The 22,315-nt window shown below is 66.2% G+C and carries 19 protein-coding genes; 9 read left to right on the top strand and 10 right to left on the bottom strand.

Annotation, left to right across the window (positions count from 1 at the left end):
- Positions 1–51 precede the first annotated feature (51 nt).
- From B0E49_RS08705 to def, 5 genes are read right to left on the bottom strand one after another with little or no spacing between them, the layout of a single operon-like run.
- Complete coding sequence (locus B0E49_RS08705; RefSeq protein ID WP_077561802.1) at positions 52–387, bottom strand: AzlD domain-containing protein; 336 nt, start codon at positions 385–387, stop codon at positions 52–54.
- Positions 384–1,166 (bottom strand): AzlC family ABC transporter permease, encoded by a 783-nt coding sequence (locus B0E49_RS08700; RefSeq protein ID WP_077561801.1) that lies wholly within the window; start codon positions 1,164–1,166, stop codon positions 384–386. The genes B0E49_RS08705 and B0E49_RS08700 overlap by 4 nt, the downstream gene beginning before the upstream one ends.
- A complete protein-coding gene (gene fmt, locus B0E49_RS08695) occupies positions 1,166–2,137 on the bottom strand; it encodes a methionyl-tRNA formyltransferase (protein ID WP_077561800.1) in 972 nt (323 codons plus the stop codon). Before fmt ends, B0E49_RS08700 begins: the two co-directional genes overlap by 1 nt.
- A gap of 49 nt (positions 2,138–2,186) precedes the next feature.
- Entirely contained in the window at positions 2,187–2,669 is a 483-nt protein-coding gene (locus B0E49_RS08690; RefSeq protein WP_077561799.1) for a hypothetical protein, read from the bottom strand.
- 34 nt (positions 2,670–2,703) lie between these two features.
- The gene (def, locus tag B0E49_RS08685; protein WP_077561798.1) at positions 2,704–3,216 is read right to left on the bottom strand and encodes a peptide deformylase; all 513 of its coding nucleotides are present in this window, start codon (positions 3,214–3,216) and stop codon (positions 2,704–2,706) included.
- Between the two features lie 202 nt (positions 3,217–3,418).
- Between def and B0E49_RS08680 the strand changes: the two genes are divergently transcribed.
- The 3 genes from B0E49_RS08680 (at position 3,419) to B0E49_RS08670 (ending at position 6,530) form a co-directional block, all read left to right on the top strand.
- Positions 3,419–4,663 carry a LysM peptidoglycan-binding domain-containing protein gene (locus tag B0E49_RS08680; RefSeq protein WP_077561797.1) on the top strand — a complete coding sequence of 415 codons (1,245 nt, stop codon included), beginning with the start codon at positions 3,419–3,421 and terminating at the stop codon, positions 4,661–4,663.
- Positions 4,664–4,720: 57 nt separating this feature from the next.
- Positions 4,721–5,923 (top strand): DNA-processing protein DprA, encoded by a 1,203-nt coding sequence (gene dprA / locus B0E49_RS08675; protein WP_077561796.1) that lies wholly within the window; start codon positions 4,721–4,723, stop codon positions 5,921–5,923.
- A 127-nt stretch (positions 5,924–6,050) separates the two neighbouring features.
- Positions 6,051–6,530 carry a Smg family protein gene (locus tag B0E49_RS08670; protein ID WP_077561795.1) on the top strand — a complete coding sequence of 160 codons (480 nt, stop codon included), beginning with the start codon at positions 6,051–6,053 and terminating at the stop codon, positions 6,528–6,530.
- Positions 6,531–6,653: 123 nt separating this feature from the next.
- Here B0E49_RS08670 and B0E49_RS08665 read toward each other — a convergent pair whose 3' ends face one another.
- The 5 genes from B0E49_RS08665 to B0E49_RS08645 form a co-directional block, all read right to left on the bottom strand.
- Positions 6,654–9,041, bottom strand: coding sequence for a DUF1631 domain-containing protein (locus B0E49_RS08665; RefSeq protein ID WP_077561794.1), 2,388 nt, complete (start codon positions 9,039–9,041; stop codon positions 6,654–6,656).
- 6 nt (positions 9,042–9,047) lie between these two features.
- Positions 9,048–10,004 (bottom strand): protein translocase subunit SecF, encoded by a 957-nt coding sequence (gene secF, locus B0E49_RS08660; protein WP_077561793.1) that lies wholly within the window; start codon positions 10,002–10,004, stop codon positions 9,048–9,050.
- A gap of 11 nt (positions 10,005–10,015) precedes the next feature.
- Positions 10,016–11,899, bottom strand: a complete 1,884-nt coding sequence (gene secD, locus B0E49_RS08655; RefSeq protein WP_077561792.1) for a protein translocase subunit SecD — start codon at positions 11,897–11,899, stop codon at positions 10,016–10,018.
- A 57-nt stretch (positions 11,900–11,956) separates the two neighbouring features.
- The gene (gene yajC, locus B0E49_RS08650) at positions 11,957–12,289 is read right to left on the bottom strand and encodes a preprotein translocase subunit YajC (protein ID WP_077561791.1); all 333 of its coding nucleotides are present in this window, start codon (positions 12,287–12,289) and stop codon (positions 11,957–11,959) included.
- Between the two features lie 191 nt (positions 12,290–12,480).
- Positions 12,481–16,059 (bottom strand): indolepyruvate ferredoxin oxidoreductase family protein, encoded by a 3,579-nt coding sequence (locus B0E49_RS08645; RefSeq protein WP_077561790.1) that lies wholly within the window; start codon positions 16,057–16,059, stop codon positions 12,481–12,483.
- A gap of 167 nt (positions 16,060–16,226) precedes the next feature.
- Here B0E49_RS08645 and B0E49_RS08640 point away from each other — a divergent pair, with 167 nt between their 5' ends.
- The 6 genes from B0E49_RS08640 (at position 16,227) to B0E49_RS08615 (ending at position 22,257) form a co-directional block, all read left to right on the top strand.
- Positions 16,227–16,724 (top strand): Lrp/AsnC family transcriptional regulator, encoded by a 498-nt coding sequence (locus B0E49_RS08640; protein WP_077561789.1) that lies wholly within the window; start codon positions 16,227–16,229, stop codon positions 16,722–16,724.
- Positions 16,725–16,977: 253 nt separating this feature from the next.
- Entirely contained in the window at positions 16,978–17,502 is a 525-nt protein-coding gene (locus tag B0E49_RS08635) for a Csu type fimbrial protein (protein ID WP_077561788.1), read from the top strand.
- A gap of 106 nt (positions 17,503–17,608) precedes the next feature.
- On the top strand, positions 17,609–18,130 hold the full coding sequence (locus tag B0E49_RS08630) for a Csu type fimbrial protein (RefSeq protein WP_077561787.1): 522 nt from the start codon (positions 17,609–17,611) through the stop codon (positions 18,128–18,130).
- A gap of 26 nt (positions 18,131–18,156) precedes the next feature.
- On the top strand, positions 18,157–18,897 hold the full coding sequence (locus tag B0E49_RS08625) for a fimbrial biogenesis chaperone (RefSeq protein WP_077561786.1): 741 nt from the start codon (positions 18,157–18,159) through the stop codon (positions 18,895–18,897).
- A 7-nt stretch (positions 18,898–18,904) separates the two neighbouring features.
- Positions 18,905–21,244, top strand: coding sequence for a fimbria/pilus outer membrane usher protein (locus B0E49_RS08620; protein ID WP_286137888.1), 2,340 nt, complete (start codon positions 18,905–18,907; stop codon positions 21,242–21,244).
- The gene (locus B0E49_RS08615) at positions 21,241–22,257 is read left to right on the top strand and encodes a Csu type fimbrial protein (protein WP_077561784.1); all 1,017 of its coding nucleotides are present in this window, start codon (positions 21,241–21,243) and stop codon (positions 22,255–22,257) included. Before B0E49_RS08620 ends, B0E49_RS08615 begins: the two co-directional genes overlap by 4 nt.
- The last annotated feature ends 58 nt before the right edge of the window (positions 22,258–22,315 follow it).

The following is a 22,315-nucleotide window of genomic DNA, read 5'->3' as shown; positions in this document are numbered from 1 at the left end:
CAAGCGCCGATTTTAGTGGCAGCGTCGGCGCATTCGGCCCAGGCGGGGCCGCTACCAGCCCAGCCCCACATGCAGCGGCAAGTACACCGCCATGCCCACCAACAGGGTGCCCAGCATGCTGCCACGCCAGAAAAACCAGAGCGCGCCCGCGACGGCCGAATACACGCGCGCGTCCTGCCAGGTGCTGACCAGATGGCCCTGCGTCATCACGATTTCGGGCACGATCACGGCCGCCAGCGCGGCAATCGGCGCGTAGTGCAGCCCGCGCTGGACCCAGCGTGGCAGGCTCCAGGGTTTGGCCGAGATCAGGAAGAACGAGCGCGCCAGCACCGTGACACAGGCCAGGCCGACGATGGTGGTCAGCATCCACAAGTTGGAGCTGGTCATGTGGAATCGCCCCCACGCCCGCCCACTGCGTGTGGCTCGCTGCCCCCCAGGGGGGCCTTCGCGCCTTCGGGCGGGCGCGGCTCGAGCAGCAGGCACACGGCCACTGCGGCCGCGATGGCCAGCAGGATATTGAGCTTGAGCGGCAAGGCGTAGGCCGCCACCGCCGCGGCGCCGGCGACCCCGGCCGCGACCCGGCGCAAGCGCGTATTCGTCATGGAGCAGGTGATGCCGATCAGCGCGAGGATGCCCGCAAAGTCCAGTCCCCAGGCCATCGGGATCACGTTGGACAACACCACGCCAAGCAGGCTGGCGCCGACCCAGCTGACCCAGTTCATGCAGCAGTTGCCGGCCAGATACGCCTCCTGCGCTCTCAGCCGCGCCGCATCGCCGCCGGGCTCGGGAAAGCGCTGCACAAACATCACGTAGCTCAGGTCCGCCGTCAGGTAGCCGGTGAGCATGCGGCGCCACAGCGGCAGGTGCATCAGGTACGGGCGCAGGTGCAGGCTGAACACCACGAAGCGCAGGTTCACGCACAGGCCGGTGGCCAGGATCACCCACATCGGCGCGCCCGCGCTGATCAGGGGAATGGCGGCCAGCTGCGAGCTGCCCGCAAACACGATCAGGCTCATCAGGCAGGCCTGGAAGTCGCTCATGCCCGACGTGACCATGGCCACGCCGGTCATCAGGCCCCAGGCCGCGATGCCCGGCGCGATCGGCAGCATCTCGCGCAGGCCCCGGCGGAATTCGGGGTGGGTGAAGTTGGCGCGCAGGAAAAACACTAGGGCGTCAATGGGTCAAAGGCCATGCCGGGCTCCAGCGCAAAACCGCGCAGGAAATCGGCGGCCGCGAGACGCTTGCCGCCGGGGCGCTGCAGCTCGGTGACGCGCAGGACGCCGGTGCCGCAGGCAATGCGCACGCCGTCGGCATTGGCGGACAAAATCGTGCCGCAGCCCTTATCAATCATGGGCAATGCACTATCGATTTCAGAGCGCCATAGTTTCAGGGTTTCGCCGCCGAGCTGGCTGAAAGCGCCTGGAAACGGGTCGAACGCGCGGATGCGCCGTGCAATCACCGGCGCTGGTTGCGACCAGTCGATCGCCGCTTCATGCTTGTCGATCTTGTGCGCATAGGTCACGCCGGCGGCGGGTTGCGGGACCGGTTGAAGGCCAGTGCCGGCGGCCAGCGCCAGCGTCTCGACCATCAGCCGCCCGCCGAGCAGCGCCAGCGTGTCGTGCAGACTGCCGGTGGTGTCCTGCGGCGTGATCGGCACGCGCGCCACGCGCAGCATGTCGCCGGTGTCCAGCCCCGCGTCCATCTGCATGATGGTGACCCCGGTCTCGGTATCGCCGGCCTCGATGGCGCGGTGGATCGGCGCCGCGCCGCGCCAGCGCGGCAGCAGCGAGGCGTGAATGTTGAAACACCCCAAACGCGGTACATCGAGCACCCACTGCGGCAGGATCAACCCGTAAGCGGCAACGATCATCGCATCGGCCTGCGCCGCTTCGATGGCCGTGCGCGCGGCCGCCGCGTCCTCGGGATACTTGCCACCCAGGCGCAGGCTGCGCGGCTGCGCCACGGCAAAACCGTTATCCAGCGCGAACTGCTTGACGGGCGAGGCGTGCAGCTTCAGGCCGCGCCCGGCCGGGCGGTCGGGCTGCGTCAGCACCAGCGCGATCTGGTGGCCGGCAGCGTGCAGCTGCTGCAGGGCAACACGGGCGAATTCGGGCGTACCGGCAAAGATCAGGCGCATCGGTCAGAACGTCGGGTGGGTTGGGCCGCCGCGCACGGCGGGCTCCAGGCTATTGTTTGTTGTCGTTGGGCGCGTTGAGGAACTCCATGCCCTGCTGGGTGCGCGCAACCTTGCCGGCGGGGTCAAAGTAGACCCAGTAGAACATGTCGCCGTCGGCGCGCCAGCGATAGGTCCAGATGTCGCCATCCCAGCTGTACACGCGATCGATCTTTGCCGGGCGGCCAAATTCGCGCAGCACGTCGGCACGGCTCCAGCCAGGCTGGATCCTGGCGAACTCGGCCGCCGTCAGGACCTGGCGCGCCCGCAGCACGTGGCCCGAGGCGTCGAGGTCCACCATGGTGGCGGTCTGGCCCAACGGCTGGCCCGAGTACTGCAGGCGCTCGCCCGTCGGCAACGCCACCACCGCCGTCGGCGTGCCCAGGCGCGACAGCACCTCGGCACGGGTCATGCCGGGCTGCACGGGTGAAAAGACGGCGCAGGCCGTGAGCAGCAGCCCGGCCGCCACCGACAGCACTGGTTTGCACACGTGCATGGGCCTCTCCTGTGAAACGGATGCGCGCCGCAGATCAGACCTTTTCCGCTTCGCGTCTGGCTTTGAGCATCTTGGTCTTGATGCGGTTCCGCTTGAGCGGCGACAGATATTCGACAAACACCTTGCCGATCAGGTGATCCATCTCGTGCTGGATGCACACGGCCAGCATGCCCTCGGCCTCGAGGGTGCACGCCTCGCCCTGGCCGTCCAGCGCCGTCACCTTGACGGCGGCAGCGCGCTCCACGCCGTCATAAATGCCGGGCACCGACAGGCAGCCCTCGTCACTGACATGGCGCTCGGCGCTGGCCCAGATGATTTCGGGGTTGATCAGCACCAGCGGCTGGTTGCGCTCGTCGGACACGTCGATCACGAGCAGGCGCTCGTGCACGTCGATCTGCGTTGCCGCCAGGCCGATGCCCTGCGCCTCGTACATGGTCTGCAGCATGTCGGCGATCAGGGTCTTGATGCGCGCGTCGACCGCGCGCACCGGCTTGGCCACCGTGTGCAGCCGGGGGTCGGGGTAACAGAGAATGGGAAGTAAAGCCATGGAATCTCAAAATAGATGTCGCTATTTTCGCTACTTTTGCCGCCGCCGGCCGTCGCAAAAGCCAATAAACGTTGCCCAATCAAGGGCTTGAGTGCAGAATCAACCGCGATTTATCAAGATTTTCGCCGGGTTTTCCGCCACGCGCAGACGGCCCGATTCAGTCTCCTTTGCGGCGTCCGTGATGCAGAAAAATATGAAACACATGATGGCGGGAACGAACACGGCAACCACCACGCTCACAGTCCGGACCCCTGTGCTGGTCCTCACCGCCCTCGCAAGCCTGTGGCTCGCAGCGCCCGCGCAGGCCCAGACCCAGACCCAGACCCAGAATTACCCGGTCACCCCCACACAGCGCGCCACGGCCGAGCAGGTCGCGCAGGCCGGCGTGCCAATTGGCGAGCTCGCACCGAATGCGCCCGACAGCTACACCGTGAAACGTGGCGACACCTTGTGGGCCATCTCGGGCCTGTACCTCCAGCGCCCGTGGCGCTGGCCCGAGCTGTGGGGCATGAACCTGCAGGAAATCCGCAATCCGAACCTCATCTATCCCGGCCAGAACCTGTATCTGGACAAGTCCAACGGGCGGGCCCGGCTGCGCACAGGCCCGGCCGGCAACGGCTCCGCCATGGATACGGTGCGCCTGTCACCGCATACCCGCTACGAAACGCTGGCCGGCAATGCGCTGCCCACGCTGCGCTCGGACCTGATCGAGCCGTTCCTGGCCGAGCCCATCATCGTGGATGAAAACGGCCTGGCGCACGCGCCCCGCATCGTCGCGACCCAGGAAAACCGCGTGCTGCTGACGCGCGGCGACCGCGCCTATGCACGCGGCGATGCCAGCGCCCCCTTGAAGGACGACGCCGGCAAGGCGTCCGAATTCCGCGTGTTCCGCAACGCCACGCCCTTGAAGGATCCGGACACCGGCATGGTGCTCGGCTACGAGGCGCAATACCTGGGCAAGGCGCGTCTCGTGCGCGGCGAATCGACCTCCACCGACGATCGCGTCGATGGCAAGTTGCAGGCCGAGATCGTGCCGGCCACCATCGACATCGTCTCCGCCAAGGAAGAAATTCGCGTCGGCGACCGCCTGTTGCCCGAGCCGCCGCGCCAGTTCCTCAGCTACACGCCGCATGCCCCGCAGGGCGAGGTCAAAGGGCGCATCGTGTCGGTGTACGGCAGTGCCGTGGTGAATGCGGCGCAAAACCAGGTGGTGGTGATCAACCGCGGCACCAGTGACGGCATCGAGAGCGGCGACGTGCTGGCCATCGTGAAAGACGGCCAGCGCCTGGTGGACCCGACCGACCCGGCCAGGGCGCACATCAAACTGCCCGATGAACGCAACGGCCTGCTGATGGTGTTCCGCCCGTTCGAGAAGCTGTCCTACGCGCTGATCCTGGAGATCACCGACGGCGTGAAGGTCGGCGACCGCGTCGTGAATCCGCGCTAGGACATGCCCACCTTCGCCCGTGCCACCGCGCCTGCGGCCTGATCGGCCGCCACGCCCATGGAGCACGACGAACTCGCCGCCTGGCTCAGGCTCACACTGACCCCCGGCGTGGGCAACGCCAGCGCGCGCAAGCTGCTGGCCGCGTTCGGGTTGCCGCAGGCCGTGTTCGGCCAGTCCGCCACGGCGCTGCGCCAGATCGTCAGCGCCACCCAGGCCAGTGCGCTGCTGGCCGAGCCGCCCAAACTGGCCGCCCAACTCGACGCCACCTGGCAATGGCTGCACGAGGCGGCACCGGGCACGCAGCGCCGGGTGCTGGCGCTGGGCGACGCGGACTATCCGGATTCGCTGCTGACGATCGAAGATCCGCCGCTGATGCTGTACCTGCTCGGCGCCGGGAATTTTGAGGAAAATCAGGCTGTAGCCCATACGGGGCCTGCACAATCAGCTCCTCATCTGATAGCGAATGACTTGCGGCGCAGCCTGGCCATCGTCGGCAGCCGCAACCCGACGCCGCAGGGCGCCGTCCACGCGCGCCAGTTTGCCCGGGCCTTCAGCGAAGCAGGCCTGACAGTGATCTCGGGGCTGGCGCTGGGAGTCGACGGCGAGGCGCACCTGGGCGCGCTGGAGGGCGCGGCGGTGGGGGGCCAGCGGCTGGCCACCGTGGCGGTGGTCGGCACCGGACTGGACCGCGTCTACCCCAAAAAGCATCTGGAGCTGGCGCACCGGATTGCGCGCCACGGCTTGATCATCAGCGAGTTCCCGATCGGCACGCCGCCGCTGGCGGCCAACTTCCCCAAGCGCAACCGCATTCTGGCCGGGCTGGCGCAGGGCACCCTGGTGGTGGAGGCAGCGCTGCAATCGGGCTCGCTGATCACCGCCCGGCTTGCCGCCGAGCAGGGCAAGGAGGTGTTTGCCATCCCCGGCTCGATTGCCTCCACCCAGTCGCGCGGCTGCCACGCACTGATCAGGCAGGGCGCCAAGCTGGTCGAGACGGCGCAGGACGTGCTCGAAGAACTCCGGCTCCCGGGCACTATCAACAACATAGCATCTAGCCCAGACAGCACGGGGGCTGAGAGCCAAAATCCTTCACAACAAAGCCTGCTCAAGCAGATGGGTTACGACCCCGTCAGCCTGGACGCCCTGCAAGCCCGAACCGGGCTGGCGACGGCACAGTTGCAGGCGCAACTGCTCGAACTGGAGCTCGATGGCCAGGTGGCGCGGCTGCCCGGCGGCCTGTTCCAGCGCATGGGCCGGGCTTAAAAGGCCCCCCACGCTTGTCACTTCGTGTACTGCGCTGCCCCCCAAGGGGGCTGAACTTGCTCGGGACGGCCCTTCGCTGCGTTCGCTGGCCCCCGCGCTCGCCAGGCTTCTGCGCTATATTGGGGCCATGTTTGAAGTGCTCGTGTTCGTCTACGAAAACTACTGGCGAGGCGACGCGTGCCCCGAGCTGCAGCAGCTCGGGCGCAAGCTGAGCATCGTCGGCTTCGAGGAAGACGAGATTGCGCAGGCCCTCGCCTGGCTCGATGGACTGAATCTGGCCGCGCAGGACACGCAGATGGCGCCGGTAGCCGACCCCGCCGCACCGCGCCAGTCGCCCATCAGCATGCGCGTGTACTCGGTGGCCGAGCAGGACCATCTGGGCGCGCAATGCCTGGGATTCATCAGTTTTCTCGAATCGTCGGGGGTGCTGCCCGCGCCCATGCGCGAAATCGTGCTGGACCGCGCGATGGCCGCGCCTGGCGACCCGGTCTCGCTGGACGATCTCAAGATCATCGTGCTGATGGTGTATTGGCGTTTTGGCGAGGAGCCCGACTCGCTGGTGCTCGATGAGCTGTGCGACGACGCATCCGGCCGGCTGGCGCACTAGAAAGCCCCCACGCTTGTCGCTGCGCGTACTGCGCTGCCCCCCGCGGGGGCTGGCCTTGCTTGGGGCGGCCCGGCGCGGCGGCCGGCTCGCACACCCGGCGCCGCTCAAGAGCAGCCGCTTTTTTCAGTTCAGCAAACGCTCGGGATTGGCATCGAGCTTGGCCAGCGCCTCGCGCGTGGCGCGCACCGTCAGTGCCTCTTCTTCGGTCGGCACCAGCAGGCCGGCCTGCAGATAGGCTGCGAGCCGGCGCGCCTGGATCAGGTAGCTGCGCCCGTCGGTCGAGGCAAATAGGTGCAGCTGCTTGCGCTCGCTGCGCCAGACATACTGGGCCTGGCTGAGCTTGTTGTTGTGGTCGAGCGTGAACCAGCTCCCCAGCTCGAGCTCCTGCGCCCAGCCCAGCATGGCTTCGGTGGGTCGCGAGCCGCCGTCCGACACCACGTCGATGCTGGAGGCGTCGATGCCCAGCATCATCTCGAGACTTTCGGCATCGAACGGCAGGTCGCCGGTGCCGTCGTCGGTGACAAAGTCTTCCAGATTCGCCAGCCGCTGCGCCATGTCGTCGATTTGCGCCTGCGGGATGGCGGCGGTCTTGGACAGGAAGGCGTCGGCCAGCGTATCGCCAATCACCTTGAGGTGAACTTCCTGCACCGGCTTGCCCATATTGAGCTGGGTCATGCCCTGGCGCAGCTGCTGCAGCAGCTTGGGCAAGTCCTGGATCACGCGGGCCCGGTCGCTGCGGTTGGGCTTGGCGCTGGCGGCCCACACCAGATCCACCGCCGCACGCTTGAGCAGCAGGGTGTCGTCATGCTGCGGGCCGTTCTTGACGGCTGCCAGTGCCAGCACCTCGGCCCAGACCTTGAACAGGAAATCGCGAATCTCGTCGCGCACCGGCATGGTGCTGAGCATGTTGCGCATCTCGATGGTGTACTGGATCGCCAGTGTTTCCTTTTGCTCGACCTGCTGCGCCACCGTGGTAACGCGCTGTGTGACGTCTTTTTCGGTCAGGAACTTGGCCAGGAATTTCTGGAATTCATCGTGCACCAGCTGGAACACCCGGCGTCCGGTCTCGGGGTATTGCTCAATGACCTGCACCACCCGCTTGATCTCGGCCTCCAGCGTGCTGCCGCCGATGGCGCGCGCATCGAAGCCCATGACGCACGAGCCCATGCGGTCGATCAGCTGGCGCGCCGGATGCTGCAGCGTGCCGAAGAACTCGGGCTCGGCGATCGCCACGCGCAGCACCGGCATTTGCAGCCGGGCAAACCAGACGCGCACGCTGGCCGGAATGCGCTCCTCGGCCAGGATGCTCTGGAACATCAGCGCCACGATTTCAATGGTCGCCTTCTCGTTGGCGTTGGTTGCGCGGCTTTTGAGGCTGGCGGTGCGCTCGCGAATCTGGTGCACTGCCTGCTCGACACCCGGTGCGTCGTAACTGACCTCGAAGCCCTCATAGGCAGCCAGCTGTGTGGCCTGGATGTCCGAGATCGCCTGCGCCAGCGCCGGCGAGGCCTGCATCGGGCGCGTCATGTCGTAGCCTGAGACCCGGTCGCTTAGCAGGCGCTTGAGCTGTCCGATCACGCCCTGGGCGCGCATGCGCACCCGCGCCAGCGGCGTGCTGCCCGTCAACATGCGGGTTTCGTCGGCCAGACGGCTCACGCCGGTCCGGCCTGCGACCGGTGGCACGCCGCTGCCGCTGGAAACACCGCCGCTGCCGGCCGGACCCCCTCCCGCAGCGCGGCCCCCAGCACCACCGCCTCCGGTGAAGCCGGACCCCTCGGAGTGGCCGCCCGTGGTGTCGGCTGGCGTGTCCCCGCCCGTGTTCGGAGCGTCGGCGCTGCGGCGCGCCCCCAGCCGGCCGCCGGCGCTGCGCTTGACCAGCGGCTTGAGATCGATCTCGGGCATGACGCCGCGCTGGATCAGGAACTCGTTGGCATGGTGATAGGCCTCGATCAGGCGGTCTACCAGGTGGTGCCGGATCACGTCGTTGACCAGCGCCCACGCCACCCGGTCCAGCCCGCAGGCGGTCCATTCCTGCACCACCAGGGCAGCCAGCACTTCGGGGCGAAAGGCATCATGGCTGTCCATTTCATGCATGCCGTCCAGCCGCTGGATGCGCAGGCGCAAGTCGTTCAGCTCCCAGCTGGTCTTGTCCAGGATGGATTGAACCAGGCGCGACGCCAGGATGGTGTTTTCGACCTCTTCGTTGCCGACCAGCGACAGCAGTTGGGTTGCCTGCATGTCGCGCGCCACGGCAACGGCCGGCGTCAGGGTCCTACGCCAGCCCTGCTGCACGCCATCCTGCCAGCGCGGACCCAGCTTCTGAAAGGCCAGCATCGCATCGCGCCGCTCCTGCATGTTGCGGGGGTTGCCGACCTGATCGGCCAGCGCTGCCAGCCGCGCCTGAATCGCGCTGGCCATCTCGGCGAAAACGTCCCCCACCTCGGCGACAAACTGCTCGCGCGCCTGGCGCGCCAAGAGTGAATCAGGGGTGGACGGGCGCGCAACAGCCATGCTGGTCTAGACCTGGGCTCCCGCATTCGGGTCGTTCGGATCTTCTCCCTCTTTGCGGACCGGCGTCTTGATCATGTCTTCCCGTTTGATGCCGAGCTCCATCGCAATCGCGGCGGCCACGAATACCGATGAGTAAATACCGAACAGGATACCCACAGTCAGCGCCAATGCAAAGTAATGCAGCGTCTGGCCGCCAAACAGCAGCATCGACAGCACCATCATCTGGGTCGAGCCGTGGGTGATGATGGTGCGGCTGATGTTGGCAGTGATGGCATGGTTGATGATCTGCGTCGAGTCCATCTTGCGAAAGCGCCGGAAGGCCTCGCGCACCCGGTCGAAAATCACCACCGACTCATTCACCGAGTAGCCCAGCACGGCCAGCACCGCCGCCAGCACCGAGAGCGAGAACTCCCAGCGGAAGAAGGCGAAGAAGCCCAGGATGATGACCACGTCGTGCAGGTTGGCGATGATCGCCGACACCGCGAACTTCCACTCGAAGCGCATGGCAAGGTAAATCATGATGCCAACCACCACCGTGCCCAGCGCCTTGAGGCCGTTCGTGACCAGTTCTTCGCCCACCTGCGGCCCGACGAATTCAGTGCTGCGCATGACGACGCCAGGGTCATCTGCCTTCAGGGCGGCAAGGACCTTCTCGCTCTGCTGCGCCGAGGTCACCCCCTTTTCGACCGACAGGCGAATGATCACATCGCGCGAATTGCCAAAGTTTTGCACCTGCACATCGGAAAATCCAAGTTTCGCGGTGTCGTTGCGCACCCTGGCCAGATCGGCCGGCTGTGGGTAGGTGACCTGCATCACGGTACCGCCGGTGAACTCCACCGACAGGTTCAGGCCGCGCGAGATCAGGAAAAACACCGCCAGCGCGAAAACGACTGCCGAGACCACGTTGAATAACAGGGCATACCGCATGAACGGGATGTCCTTGTGGATTTTGAAAAATTCCATGGTGCCGCCCCTTATTTCGCCTTGGCGACGGCGGTCTCTGCCGCCGGGCGCCAGACCGTACCAATCGACACGCTCTTGAGTTTTTTCTTGCGCCCATACCAGAGATTCACCAGGCCGCGCGAGAAGAATACCGATGAGAACAGGCTGGTCAGGATGCCGATGCAGTGCACCACGGCAAAACCGCGCACCGGACCGGAGCCAAACGCCAGCAGCGCCAGACCGGCAATCAGGGTCGTGACGTTGGAGTCCAGAATCGTCGCCCAGGCCCGGTCGTAGCCGGCGTGAATCGCCGCTTGCGGCGAGGCGCCGCCGCGCAACTCCTCGCGCACCCGCTCGTTGATCAGCACATTGGAGTCAATCGCCATACCCATGGTAAATGCCATGGCCGCGATGCCGGGCAGCGTCAGCGTGGCCTGCAGCATCGACAGCACCGCAACGATCAGCAGCAGGTTGAAGGTCAGCGCCAGGCTGGAGAACACGCCGAACAGCATGTAGTACACGCACATGAACGCGACGATCACCAAAAACCCCCAGGTCACGCTGTGAAAGCCCTTGCTGATGTTGTCGGCGCCCAGGCTCGGGCCAATGGTGCGCTCCTCGATGATCTCCATCGGTGCGGCGAGCGAGCCGGCGCGCAGCAGCAGCGCGGTGTCGCTGGCCTCCATCGCGGTCATGCGCCCGGAGATTTGCACGCGGCCGCCGCCGATCTCGCTGCGGATCACCGGCGCCGTAACCACTTGACCCTTGCCCTTTTCAAACAGGATGATGGCCATGCGCTTGCCTACGTTGTCGCGCGTGACATCGCGGAAGATGCGCGAACCCTTGGAATCCAGCGTGAGGTTGACGGTGGGCTCCTGTGTCTGGCTGTCGAAGCCGGCCTGTGCATCAGTCAGGTTCTCACCCGTCAACACCACCTGCTTCTTCACGATGACGGGCTGGCCGTTCAGGTCCAGGTAGCGTTCATCGCCAAACGGCACCGCACCGGCACCGGTTTCGGCGACGCGCGCCTCGGTGCCCTCATCGACCATGCGCACTTCCAGCGTAGCGGTACGCCCCAGGATGTCCTTGGCCTTGGCCGTGTCCTGCACGCCGGGCAGCTGCACCACGATGCGGTCCAGCCCCTGCTGCAGGATCACCGGCTCGGCCACGCCGAGTTCGTTGATGCGGTTATGCAGCGTCACCATGTTCTGCTTGAGCGCCTGCTCCTGGATGCGCCGCACGGCCTCGGGCTTGATGGAGGCCATGAGCTTGTACCCGAGGCCATCGGGCGCGTCCGTGGTCTGCAGGTCGGCAAACTGGTCCGCAATCAGGTTCTTCGCGCCCTGCAGCGTCTGGCTGTCGCGGAACGCGATCTCGATCACGGTGTCGTTGCGGTTGATGCCGCTGTAGCGCAAGTCCTTTTCCCGCAGCAGCGTACGGATATCCCCGCTCATGGACTCCGTTTTCTGGGTCAGCGCTGCGTGCATGTCCACCTGCAGCATGAAGTACACGCCGCCGCGCAGGTCCAGCCCCAGGTACATCGGCTGCGCATGCAAGGCCGTCAGCCAGGCCGGCGAGCGCGACAGCAGGTTCAGCGCAACCACATAGCCCGGATCCGACGGATCGGGATTCAGGGCCTTCTGGATCGCGTCCTTGGCCGCGAGCTGAATGTCGGTGTTGTTGAAGCGGGCCTTGATGGAATTGCCCTCGAAGGTCACGGCATCGGCCGTGATATTTGCTGCCTTGAGCGCGTCTTCGATGCGGGTCTGCGTGGTGGCGTCCACCTTCACGACGGACTTCGCCGACAACACCTGCACGGCCGGCGCTTCACCAAAGAAATTGGGCAGGGTATAGATCACCCCCACCAGGAATGCGATCACGATGATCGCGTACTTCCACACCGGATAACGGTTCATGTTCGCGCTTTGCTCTTTAACGACTTGAAACGACTGACCTGAAAGCCATCGAACGGATTACTTGATGGTGCCCTTGGGCAGCACCTGCACCACCGCGCTGCGCTGCAGCTGCACTTCCACGCCGCTGGCAATCTCGACGCTGAGCAGGCTATCGCCCAGCTTGGTGACCTTGCCCAGCACGCCGCCTGCGGTGGCAATCTCGTCGCCCTTGGCCAGCGCCGACAGCATGGTCCGGTGTTCCTTTTGTTTTTTCATCTGGGGGCGGATCATCACGAAGTAGAGCACCACAAACATCAGCACGAGAGGCGCCATGCTGGTGAGCGACGACATCATGTCGCCGCCGGCAGCGGCGGCGGGAGCGGTTTGGGCAAAGGCAGAAGAAATAAACACGGGGAAAACTCCACAACGATTGGATCAATGGAAACCCCCGGGCGCAGGAATGCGCCCGAAAGCAGGCAATGCGGGATTGTATGCCGCGCTATCATGTCTGCCCGCGAGACCGGCCGTGCCTTCTGATGGACCTACACCCATACACGCCCGTCCCTGCGAACGACGGGGTATTTGAGTGACAAATCCCCGGCTCAGGCCACTTTCCTGACCCCTTGCGGATCGCGCCACTGCGCCAGCAGCGCTTTCCATTGCACGCGCGCGGCCTTCAGGTGGCGCTCCTTCACATGGCCGTAGCCGCGGATCTGCTCGGGGATGCGCGCAATCTCGACGGCGGTGGCGTGGTTGGCGGCGCTGAGCGACTTCAGCATCTCCTCAATGCTGGCCCGGTACTCGCCAATCAGCGCGCGCTCGGTGCGGCGCTCCCCGGTCTTACCGAAGATGTCGAGCGCGGTGCCGCGCAGACCCTTGAGTTTGGCCAGCAGCTTGAAGGCCGTCAGCATCCAGGGGCCAAAGGGCCGCTTTTGCAGTTCGCCCTTGTCGTTGCGCTTGGCGAGCAGCGGCGGGGCCAGGTGGTAGTTGAGCTTGAAGTCGCCCTCGAACATGCCGTTGATCTTGGCGAGAAAAGCCGTGTCGGTATGCAGCCGCGCCACCTCGTACTCGTCCTTGTAGGCCATCAGCTTGAACAGGTAGCGCGCCACCGACTCGGCGAGCAGCGTCTTGCCCAGCGCCGACTCCGCCTGGCGCACCTTGTCGACAAAGGCCCGGTACTGGGCCGCATAGGCGGCGTTCTGGTAACCGGTCAGGAATTCAACCCGCGTGGCGATCATGTCGTCCAGCGAGGTCCGTTTCTTGAACTCGATCACCTGGCCCGGTGAGGCCAGCGCGGCCACGCCCTGCGGATCGTGCGCGGCGCGCCGGCCCCATTCGAACGCGGCCTTGTTGTTGTCCACCGCCACGGCGTTGAGCTCGATGGCACGCAGCAGCGCATCGCGGCCCAGCGGGATCCAGCCCTTTTGCCAGGCGTAGCCCAGCAGCATGGGGTTGGTGTAGATGCTGTCGCCCATCAGTTGGGTGGCGGCCGTGTCGGCATCGAACGAACCGACCGCTGCTGTACCCACCGCCTTGGCGATCTCCCCGGCGCAGGCCTCGCCCGGATTCTTCCAGTTGGCGTCGTGCACGAACGCCGCGGTCGGCGCGCTGTGCGTGTTCAGCGCCACATGGGTGCGGCCCTCGCGCATGCGCAGCATCGTCTCCTTGCCGGCCGCGACGATCGGGTCGCAGCCGATGATGAGGTCGGCCGCGGCCATGCTCACGCGCGTGGTGCGGATGTCGTCCTGCCGGTTGGCGATCAGCACATGGCTCCAGGTGGCGCCGCCCTTTTGCGCCAGCCCGCCCGCGTCCTGCGTGACGATGCCCTTGCCTTCCAGATGCGCGGCCACGCCCAGCAGCTGGCCGATGGTGATGACGCCGGTGCCGCCGACGCCCGCGACGACGATGCCCCAGACTCCGCCCGGCACATCACGCGCCTCGGGGATCACCGGCTCGGGCAGCACGCCCAGCTCGAACGGCGACGCGGCCTTGTCCTTGGCTTTCTTGCGAAGCTGGCCGCCTTCGACCGTGACGAAGCTTGGGCAAAAGCCCTTGACGCAGGAATAGTCCTTGTTGCAACTGCTCTGGTTGATCTGGCGCTTGCGCCCGAATTCGGTCTCCAGCGGCTCCACGGAGAGGCAGTTACTTTGCTCGCCGCAGTCGCCGCAGCCCTCGCACACCAGCTCGTTGATGACCACGCGCTTGGCCGGGTCCACCAGCGTGCCGCGCTTGCGCCGGCGGCGCTTCTCAGTCGCACAGGTCTGGTCGTAAATGATGACCGTGGTGCCCTTGATTTCCCGGAACTCGCGCTGCACCGCGTCCAGCGTGTCGCGGTGCTGGATGGCGATGCCCTCGGGCAGTCCTTTAACGGCATCGTATTTTTCGGGCTCGTCCGTGACGATGGTGATCTTGATCGCACCTTCGGCCCGCATGGACTGGGCAATCTGCACCACCGAGTGCCCCTCGGGGCGCTCGCCGACGGGCTGGCCGCCGGTCATGGCGACCGCGTCGTTGTACAGGATCTTGTAGGTGATGTTGACGCCGGCCGCAATGGACTGGCGCACCGCCAGCAGACCGCTGTGGAAGTAGGTGCCATCGCCCAGGTTGGCGAAGATATGCTGGTCGGTGGTGAACGGCTGCTGCCCGACCCAGGGCACGCCCTCGCCGCCCATTTGCGTGAAGCCGACCGTGCTGCGGTCCATCCAGGTCGCCATGAAGTGGCAGCCGATGCCGGCCATGGCGCGCGAGCCCTCGGGCACCACCGTGCTGGTGTTGTGCGGGCAGCCCGAGCAGAACCACGGCAGCCGGTCGGCCTTGACTTCCAGCACCTGCATGGAACGCTCCTTGGCCTGCAGGATCGCCAGCTGCGCGTCGATGCGCGCCGCCATGTCGCCATCGACCCCGAGCTTCTTGAGCCGCTGCGCGATGGCGCTGGCAATCAGCGCTGGCGACAGGTCGGCATTGGCGCGCAGCAGCGTGTTCGCGGTCGGATTCGCCATGGACCATTCGCCGCCGCTGAAGTCGCCCTCGCTCTGCTCGCTGAACTTGCCCACCACGTTGGGGCGCACGTCCGCGCGCCAGTTGTAGAGTTCTTCCTTGACCTGGTATTCGATGACCTGGCGCTTTTCTTCCACCACCAGGATTTCCTGCAGCCCGGTGGCGAACTCGCGCGTCAGCTGGGCTTCCAGCGGCCAGACCACGCCGACCTTGTGCAGCCGGATGCCGAGCTGCTGGCAGGCGGCGTCGTCCAGCCCCAGGTCGATCAGCGCCTGGCGCGTGTCGCTGTAGGCCTTGCCCGAGGCCATCAGGCCGAAGCGGTCGTGCGGGCCGGAGGTGACGTTGTAGTTGAGCCGATTCGCGCGGATGTAGGCCAGCGCGGCGTACCACTTGTAATGGAACAGCCGCGCCTCCTGCTCCAGCGCGTGGTCGGGCCAGCGGATGTGCAGACCCCCCGGGGGCATTTCGAAGTCGGTCGGGATCTTGATCTGCACGCGCTCGGGGTCGATCATGGCCGTGGCGCTGGACTCAACGATCTCCTGGATCGTCTTCATGCCGGCCCAGACACCCGAGAAGCGGCTCATGGCAAAGGCATGGATGCCCAGGTCCAGGATCTCCTGCACCGTGGCCGGGAAGAACACCGGCGTGCCGCAGGCCTTGAAGATATGGTCGCTCTGGTGCGCGGCGGTCGAGCTCTTGCTGATGTGGTCGTCGCCGGCCACCGCGATCACGCCGCCAAACTCGGTGGTGCCCGCCATGTTGGCGTGCTTGAACACGTCCGAGCAGCGGTCCACGCCCGGCCCCTTGCCGTACCAGATGCCGAACACGCCATCAAACTTGTTCGTGCCCGCCGGTGAAAACCCGAGCTGCTGCGTGCCCCACAGCGCGGTGGCCGCCAGCTCCTCGTTGACGCCGGGCTGGAACACGATGTTCTGCGCCTTCAGGTACTTGGCGGCCTTCCACAGTGCCTGGTCATAGCCACCCAGCGGCGAGCCGCGGTAGCCGCTGATGAAGCCCGCCGTGTTCTTGCCCGCCAGCTGGTCGCGCAGCCGCTGCAGCATCGGCAGCTTGACCAGCGCCTGCACTCCGCTCATGAAGGCCGGACCGTAGTCCAGCGAGTACTTGTCGTCGAGCGCGACGGTTTCCAGGGCTTTGCGGATGTGTTCTGGCAGCGGGGCGTTCATGTACGTCAGTCTCCAAGATTTTTGTCATTCCCGCGCGGCCTGCCCCCGACTCAGATCGGGGTGCGGGAATCCACCGCAAAGTGTATGTCGCAGCGCCAGATAAGTGTTTGCTTTCTTTGCCTGCCAAAGGCCTTCTCAAGAAAGAATCTTGCTTAAAATTTGACCATATGGAAACACTCGACAAGTTTGACATCGCCATCCTGCACGAACTGCAAACCGATGGCCGCCTGACCAATGCAGAGCTTGCGCACCGCGTCGGCCTGTCGGCCGCGCCATGCTGGCGCCGCGTGCGCGCGCTGGAGGAGCGCGGCTACATCACCGGCTACCAGGCGGTGATCGACCGCCACAAGATCGGCCTGGGCGTGCTGGCCTTCGTGCGGCTCGACGCCGACCGCAACTCGGGCGACGCCACGCGCCAGCTGGAAGCCGCCATCAAGCAGCTGCCCGAGGTGATTGCCTGCCACTACATCAGCGGCACCGGCACCTTCGAGCTGCAGGTGGTGACGCAGGATCTGGACAGCTTTTCGCGCTTTGCGCTGCAAAGCCTGATCAACCTGCCCAACGTCAAGGATATGCACACCAGCTTCTCGCTGGGCGAGGTCAAGGCGCGCAGCGCGCTGCCGCTGGGGCATTTGAGTGCGGTTACACGTGTAACCACAAAGTAGTTAACACTTTCTGACCTGAAAGTCGGAGTGCGCCGCCGTGACATATGTCACAAAATTCTCAGCGTTTTTTTAAGTATCGACTCCAAGTCGTTGAAAACGTGTTGTTTTTCTCGTTTCTAAGAGCTTTGAACGTTGACGCTGACTCCATGTCGCAACTACCATTCGTCACGTTTTGAGTAGTACCAAGGTTTTTAAGTACTAACTCTTATAAACGGTTCTACAACGCGGCTCGCCGCAGGAAAGGAAAGTTAATATGAATAAGCAACTTTTTGCCAAGCTCGCCCTGATCGCCCTCGGTGCCGGTGCCGCCGCCGCACACGCCGGCCTCGCCACCTCAACCTTCCAGGTCCAGATGACGATCACCTCGTCCTGCTCGGTGACCACTGCGCCGACCAACATCAACCTCGGCAGCGTGGTCGCCCAGACCGCCGCGGTGACCCAGACGGGCAACACCACCTTCAAGGTGAACTGCTCCAAGAGCACGCCGTTCTTCATCGGCCTGTCGCCGTCGAACAACAACACCGTCGGCGCCGGCGTGATGTCGGGCACCGGCAGCAACGCTGACAAGGTGCCGTACACGCTGTACTCGGATTCCGGCTACTCCATCGCCTGGGGCAACACCGCAACCAGTTCCAGCGTCGGCAACGGCAAGTCTGGCACCGGCGCCGGCATGGCCAGCGGAAACGCGGTCTCGTTCACCGCCTACGCCAAGGCCACGAGCGCAGACTTCACGCCCGACACCTACACGGACACCGTGACGGTCAACGTCAACTACTGATCCGCGCTGCGCGACCGCGCCGGCACGGTCGCCCAACTCGTTTGCACACCACCCGGTGTCCGCACAACTTCATGCGGACGCCGCGAACCTTTATAGGAGCCTGCGCATGAACACGCGACCGATCGCCGGGCTCGCGATGACAGCCCTGCTGGCCGGTGTCGCCCACGCTGGGCCGGCGGTCGCAACCTTCCGCATCCAGATGACCGTCACCTCGTCCTGTGCGGTGACCCTCTCGCCCACGGCCATCGACCTCGGCACCGTTACGACCCAGTCCAGCGCCGTGAACTACAACGGCAGCACGACGCTCGAGGTCAACTGCTCGAAGAAGACGCCGTTCTACATCGGTCTCGCGCCCTCCAACGGCAAGAGCAACGGCAAGGGGGCGATGTTCGGCGCGCAGGCGGGGAACGGCGCTCAGGTGCCCTACACCCTCTACTCCAACGCAGCGCTGACGAAGGTCTGGGGCAACACCGCCACCAGCACAAGCCGAGGCAACGGCGTCGCCGGCACCGGCACCGGCATGGCTGCGGCAAACGCCGTCTCGTTCCCCGTGTACGCGAAGGTGACCAACGTCAACTTCATGCCGGACCGCTATGCGGACACGGTGACGGTCAGCGTACATTACTGAGCAGCCCGAACTGCCCACCCCAAGACATGCGCCGACTCTTCTCCCTCCTGCTGCCCCGTCTCGCCGCCTGCGTTGCAGCGCTTGGCTGTGCCGCCACGTTCGCCAGCGGCCTGCAGGTCGCGCCGGTCTCGCTGACGCTGGCCAGCTCGCAGAACGCCGACGGCCTGTGGCTCAGCAACACCGGCGACAACGTGGTGCATGCGCAGGTGCGGGTCTACCGCTGGACGCAGGAGGACGATGCCGACAAGCTCGCGACGACGCGTGGCCTGGTCGCGAGCCCGCCGATGGTGGAGCTGGCGGCGGGTGACCGGCAGCTGATCCGCGCGATCCGGCTCGGCGCGCCGCCTGCCGGCGGCGCCGAGGAAGCGTACCGCCTGATCATCGACGAACTACCGGTGCACGACCCGAGCCAGAAGGGCCTGCAGTACGTGCTGCGCTACTCGGTGCCGGTGTTCGTCGAGCCGGCCGGCGTGCCGGCCAGCGCACCGCAACTGCAATGGGCGCTCAGGCGCGAAGGCGACAAGCTACTGCTCGAAGTCAGCAACAGCGGCGGCACGCACGCCCAGATCGCCGACGTCGGCTACACCGACGCAGCAGGCAAGCGCGGCGACATCGCGCGCGGCCTGCTCGGCTATGTGTTGGCGGGTGCGCGCATGCGCTGGGCGGTGCGCGTGCCGGCCGCCGCGCTTGCGGACGGCGGCCGCTGGGAGGCCATGATCAATGGCAAGACGGACCAAAGCATCACGCTGGCCGAGCGTCCTCGCTGAGGTCCTGTTGCTGCCTCTGGCCTTGCTCGCCGGTGGGGCGCAAGTCGCGAATGCCGGCCCGGACCCGGCAACGCAGATCGCTGGCGCGTCCGACGACAGCCTGGCCAGCGCGAACGGGCAGGACGTGTACCTCGACGTGACGCTGAACGGCAGCGCGCGCGGCATCGTGCACTTCGGCGATCGTGGCGGCCAGCTCTGGGCCCCGGCCGCCAGCCTGCGCGCGCTCGGGTTCGTGTTGCCGGCCGGCGGCCCGGACCCGGTCCGCCTGCAAAGCCTGGCCGGTCTGCAGGTGCAGTACGACGCACAGCAGCAGCGCGTGCTGCTTACCGCGCCGCTGTCGCTGCTGAAGCTCCCCGAAACGGCGCTGACCGTGCCGGGCATCACGCCGCACAGGGTCACCACGTCGCCGGGCCTGCTGCTGAACTACGACCTGTACGGCACCCAGGGCGAGGGCTCGGCCGCGTCCTTGAGCGCGTTCACCGAACTGCGCGCCTTCGGCGCCTGGGGCGTGGCGAGCAGCACCGCGCTGTCGCAGCAGACGCGCGCCGACGGTGGGGCGTGGCAGCGCCAGTCAGTGCGGCTGGACACCGCCTGGAGCCAGTCCTGGCCGGACAAGCTGCTGACGCTTCGCGTCGGCGACACGCTGACCGACGCGCTGACCTGGACCCGCGCCACACGCATCGGCGGCCTGCAGATCGGCAGCAACTTCGCGCTGCAGCCGTACCAGATCACGACCCCGGTGCCGGCGCTGCTGGGCTCGGCCACGCTGCCGTCACAGCTCGACCTGTACGTGAACGGCATGCGCCAGTTCAACGGCCAGGTGCCGGCCGGCCCGTTCCAGCTGAACACGCTGCCGAACATCAGCGGCGCCGGCAACGCGCAGGTCGTGCTGACCGACGCGTTCGGCCGCAGCACGACGCTGAACTTCTCGCTGTACGGCACGCAGCAGTTGCTGAAACAGGGGCTGTCCAGCTGGTCGGTCGAGCTCGGCCGCGTGCGCCAGAACTACGGCCTGGTGTCGAACGACTACGGGCGCGACCTGGTGGCCAGCGGCACCTGGCGCTATGGCCTGAGCAACAGCTTCACCGTCGAGACGCACGCCGAAGCGACCGCCGGCCTGGCGAGCGCCGGCGCCGGTGGCGCATGGCTGCTGGGACGGGCCGGCGTGCTGACCGGCTCGCTCGCGCATTCCGGCGGCTCGGGGCAGAGCGGCTCGCAGCTCGGCCTGGGCTACAACTGGACCGACAGCCGCTTCAATGTCGCTTTCAGCGGCACCCGCACCGAAGGCGCCTACCAGGACGTAGCCGCGCTGTATGGGAGTCTTCCGGCGCGCGCCAGCGGCAGCGCCACGGTCGGCTACAACACCGACCATATCGGCAGCTTCTCGCTCAGCTACCTGTCCCAGCAGTACCCGGGTCAAACCGCGTCGCGCTATGCCAGCGCCGGCTGGTTCAAGTCGCTGGGTCGGGCGACCACGCTGTCGGTCACCGCGAACCAGGATCTGGTGAACCGCAATCTGCGCGGCGTGTTCGTGAACCTGACCTGGGCGCTTGATGCGCGCACCAGCGTCAGCACCGGGCTACAGCACGACAACACCGGCAACTTCGTGACGGCCAGCACCAGCCGCGCAACCCCGAGCGAGGGCGGCTGGGGCTGGAACGCCGCGCTGCGCCAGGGCGACGATCAGAACGGCGGTCAGGGCGAGCTCGACTACCTGGGCCGCTGGGGGCGCTACACCGCTGGCGTGAGCGCGTTCAACGGCACCCGATATGCGTACGGCGATGCGAATGGCGCGCTGGTGTTCATGGGCGGGCACCCGTTCGCCGCGCGCCAGATCAACGACGCGTTCGCGCTGGTCTCGACCGACGGCGTGCCCGGCGTGCCGGTGCTGCTGGAAAACCGCCCGGTCGGCAGCACCGACGGCAACGGCCAGCTGCTGGTCACGCCACTGAACGCGTACCAGAACAACAAGCTCGGCATCGACCCGATGAACCTGCCGGCGGATCTGCGTATCGATCGCGTGGACGCGATTGCGACCCCGGGCGACCGCGCCGGCACGCTGGTCGAGTTCGGCATCACGCCGGTGCGTTCAGCCTCGGTCACGCTGGTCGACGCGACCGGCAAGCCGCTGGCGCTGGGCAGCCGGGTCCAGGTGAATGGCCAACCCGGCACCGCGCTCGTCGGCTACGACGGCGACGTGTACTTCGACACGCTGGCCGCGCACAACGTTGTTGCGGTGCACACGCCGCAGGGCATCTGCAGCGCACGCTTCGATTACCACAAGGACGCGAGCGGCGGTATTCCGCAGATCGGGCCGCTCTCCTGCACCCTGGAGGCCAGACCATGAGTTCATCACCCCGACACCCCATGAAGGCGTTGCTGCCCCTGCTGATGCTGCTCGCGCTGCTGCTTGGCGCGGCGCCGGCGCGTGCCGCCAGCGGCATCACCTGCTCCAGCGCATCGATGACCGCGCTCAGTTTCGGTACGGTGAACCCGCTGGCCAGTCTAACCACCGTGAACGCGACGCTGAGCTACACCTGCAGCAATGGCGACAACAACAACACCCATTCGGCGCTGCTGTGCTTCAGCATCGGCGAGCCCGGCGGTGCGCAGACGAACCCGCGGCTGATGAGCGGCAGCGGCGCGAACAAGCTGCAGTTCCAGCTGTACCAGGACGCTGCCCGCACCCAAGTCTGGGGCAGTCAGTTCTTCGGTACCTTTCTGACGCCATTGCAGATTCCCATCACGCTGACCAAGGGCGCCAGTGCAAACAATAAGCAGGCCACGCTGTACGGTCAGGTGCTGGGCGGCCAGACCGGCGCGATCCCCGACAGCTACGCGGATGTCTATGCGAACGGCGACACGGCGCTGACGGTCAACGATGCCCAGAGCGGGACCGCACCGACGACATGCGGCACCGCGTCGACGTCGGTCTACTTCCGGTTCACCGTCAGCGCGTCGGTCGCGAAGCAGTGCACCGTGAGCGCGACCTCGAACCTGAACCTCGGCACGGTCGCGCCGACCGCCACCAACGTCGCGGGCAACACCAGCATCAGCGTGACCTGCAGCAACACCACACCGTACTACATCGGGCTGCTGCCGTCGAACAACAACAGCGCGGGCGCCGGTGCAATGTCGGGCACCGGCGGCAATAGCAGCAAGGTGCCGTACCAGCTGTACCAGAACGCGGGGCTGAGCACGGTCTGGGGCAACACCGCGACCGCGACCAGCGCCGGCAACGGCGTGGCCGGCACCGGCACGGGAGTGGCGCAGTCCATCGCCGTCTACGCGCGCGCCGCGTCGGCGGACTTCCAGCCCGACACCTATACCGATAGCGTGGTGGTCAACGTCAACTACTGAGCCGCGGGCCCGCGTGACCAGGCCGGCCAACGCTCACTATTCGATAGCAAACGACCCA

The organism is Polaromonas sp. C04 (assembly GCF_002002705.1).
Classification (GTDB): domain Bacteria; phylum Pseudomonadota; class Gammaproteobacteria; order Burkholderiales; family Burkholderiaceae_C; genus Rhodoferax_A.
This window is presented reverse-complemented; position numbering and strand designations above follow the sequence as displayed.